This window comes from Arthrobacter sp. P4_F10 (assembly GCF_056401435.1).
Genome location: NZ_JBFUJJ010000084.1, coordinates 1 through 3,040, shown reverse-complemented (window position 1 = coordinate 3,040; position 3,040 = coordinate 1). Strand labels below are relative to the sequence as shown.

Here is a 3,040-nt window from a genome sequence, read left to right as displayed (position 1 = left end):
TGCACAAGAGCACCGTTTCCCGGATCCTGGCCACCTTCGAACAGGAACACCTGGTGGAACGGGACCCGGAAACCCGCCGCTTCCGGCTGGGGCTGGGACTGATCGCCGTCGCCGGACCGTTGCTGGCCGAACTGGAAGAACGGCGTGTGGCCTTCCCGGTCCTGCGTGAACTCACCGAACAGACCGGCGAAACCGGCGCCCTCATGGTGTGGAACGGCGCCGAATCAATGTGCGTGGAGCAGATCGCCAGCCACCACCAGATCAAGCACGCCACCCCGCTGGGCGCCCGGTACACGGATGCCATGAGCGCCTCCGTGCAGGTCTTCCTGTCTGCCGAGGCCGCCGAACGTGTCCGTACGCTCCTGCGCAGCGGAGCGATCAGCTACCCGGGACTCGATGACGCAGGCCTGGACGGCTACGAGATGAAGCTCAAGGATGTGGCGGCCCGGGGCTGGGCCATCAACTATGGCGAATCCTCCATCGACGAAGTGGGCGTGGCTGCTCCTGTCTATGACCACCGCGGCGACGTCGTGGCGGCTGTCCTGATCTCGGCGCCCCGGTTCCGCGTCTCCCGCGAACGGCTGCAGGGACTGGGCGAAGCGTGCGCGGCTGCGGCCGACAAAATCACCAGGCGGCTGGGCGGCCGCGCGTCCCGCAGCAGCGACTGACGCCGGGCCGGCAAGCGCAGCCCACCCGCCTCAGTTCAGCCGGGCCAGCCGCGTGGCCAAATGCAGCGCCGCGAGCCGGCCCGTTCGCCGGGGGTCGCCGCCGCACAGCTCGAAGATCCGCTGCAGCCGCTGATGCATCGACTGCCGTTCCACGTGCAGTTCCCTGGCCGCCTGGGCGGTGTTGCATCCGGAATCCAGCCAGGTGGCCAGGGTATCGAGCAGTCGCGAATTGCGTTGGGCATCATGGTCCAGGAGTGCGCCAAGTTGCCGGCGCACGAAGTTCCGCCGTTGCTCGGTATCCAGGCTTCCCACCGCGAGGCGTTCGACGGCGAAGGCCTCGGAATCGATCACGGGACAGTGCGGGCCTGCTGCCCCCGCCGGTGACTGTCCCAGCGTGTCCGCCAACTCCAGCGTGAGCCTGGCTTCCGACAGGGACCAGGGAGCTTCCGATATCCCGGCGGACATCGGGCCAACGGCAACGAGCGTGTCGGCCAGTGCGGGCAGCCCACGCAGGCCGGCCAGGAGTGCGTGCCGGCTTTCGCGCGGATTATCGCCCGGGAGGACGGCCACCGCCAGGAGCTCGGCGTTATCGACATAGGTGGCGCTCGGCTGCGCCCCGCGGGTCAGAAGACGCTCCACGGGAGCCCGGAGCTGTTGGAGCATGTCGGACCGGATCACGATGGCCAGGAGCGCGGCAGCCGGCGGAATCCCCGCCGCGGAAGCCAGCTGCTGGAGCCGCCAGGCCTGGCTGCCCGAATCTATCGCGCGAAGCAGGGCCGCCCCGGCGACTTCCTTGAGCCCGGGAGACATCCGCTGCAACAGTGCCAGGGCCAGGATGTCCACTGAGCGGTTCCCGGCTGTACGGGCCAGGTTCTCGTCCTCGCCCGGCGGGATCCGGAGCAACAGCTGCGCAGCGAGAATGCCGCGGATCGGAACGTCGATGTGGATCAGGCGTGCCTGCTCCTGCGGCCCCAGGGCGGAGGCGTCGGCGTCGGCGGCCTCCGGCTGTCCCGGGGTTGCGCTGGCCAGGGTCGCACCTGAGACGGACGTCAGGGTCACCTCGGCATGGGTGATACCGGCCAGCACGGCGAGAATCCGGTCCAGGCCGCCGCCGTGTGCCAGCTCGACGGCCATCGCGTGACTGGCCTCGTCTGCCCGCCGCAACTGGGACACCGAGTCGCTGACCAGCATCGAATTGATGGCCTGCATGACCCCGACAAACGGCACCACCCCGCGAAGTTCGATCAGCGGAAGGCCGGCTGCTTCGGCGGCCGCCACCATCGAGGACGGCAGCGACGGAAGGGCCGCCCCGGTCTCGATGGCTACGGCCGCCACACCCCGCTCTGCCAGCTGGCGAACGTAATTGACCTGCCGCTCCTCAGAGGCGAGGGCGAGAGCTTCCCCGCCTGTCAGCAGAAGCTCCCCGCCGGCCAGCAAGGGCGCGATGTCGATGATTTCACTGGAGTGGATCCACCGCAGCTGGGTCCTGGCGGCAGCCCCTGCCGCTGCCCGGATGATGGGATCGGCGGCCGCCAGCGTCGGATGGTTCAGGGCGTCTTCAAGACGAATGGACATGACACTCCGTCGCGTTGATCTACGTTTATTTGGACACATTGTATATGGTCGAATGTGGCCTGCGACACATAATCTTGAAGGAATCCCACACACCCCCGGAGGCTCCCAATGCGTCAAAAAACCCCAGCGGCCCCAGCCGGCACCGCGCCGGTAGCCGGTGAAGACCACGAAGCGTGGCTACACCCCATCCCCGAATCAGAGCGGACCCGCAAAGTGTCCGGCCAGTTCTGGATCTGGGCTGGAGCAAACCTCGCCCCGATCAACTGGGTGCTCGGAGCGCTCGGCATCCAGCTCGGCCTGGGGTTCGCGGACACGGTCACCGTCCTCGTCCTTGGAAACCTGATCGGAATGCTGCTCTTCGGGTGCTTTGTCCTGCTGGGCCAAAAAACGGGAGCCACCGGCATGGTGCTGGCCCGCGCCGCCTTCGGACGGCGCGGAAACTACCTGCCGGCGGCCATTCAGGCCCTTCTGGTGATCGGCTGGTGTGCCGTCAACACGTGGATCATCCTGGATCTGGTCATGGCGCTGTTCGGAACCCTGGGATGGGTCGACCCGGAGGCCCACAACTATGCATGGAAGATCGGCATCGCCACGTTCATCATGGCGGCGCAGGTAACCATTGCCTGGTTCGGCTACAAGGCGATCGCTGCGTTCGAGAAATGGACCGTCCCGCCGACCATCATCATCCTGACCGTGATGTCCGCCGTGGCCTGGTTCGGCATGAAGATCAACTGGACCTACGCCGGCCCTGCAGGCCACATCCTGGAAGGCTCGGAACGCATCGCCGCGATGAGCGC

At 67.2% G+C, this 3,040-nt stretch carries 3 protein-coding genes; 2 read left to right on the top strand and 1 reads right to left on the bottom strand.

From position 1 onward, the window contains the following. Positions 1–668 (top strand): IclR family transcriptional regulator (locus AC1DR1_RS23050; protein ID WP_476993441.1); only part of this gene is annotated, 668 nt, incomplete at its 5' end. 30 nt (positions 669–698) lie between these two features. On the opposite strand, the gene AC1DR1_RS23045 is transcribed toward AC1DR1_RS23050, so the two are convergent. After that, entirely contained in the window at positions 699–2,243 is a 1,545-nt protein-coding gene (locus AC1DR1_RS23045; protein WP_229994905.1) for a PucR family transcriptional regulator, read from the bottom strand. A gap of 108 nt (positions 2,244–2,351) precedes the next feature. Here AC1DR1_RS23045 and AC1DR1_RS23040 point away from each other — a divergent pair. After that, positions 2,352–3,040: cytosine permease (locus AC1DR1_RS23040; RefSeq protein ID WP_476993440.1), on the top strand; the 689-nt coding region annotated here is incomplete at its 3' end.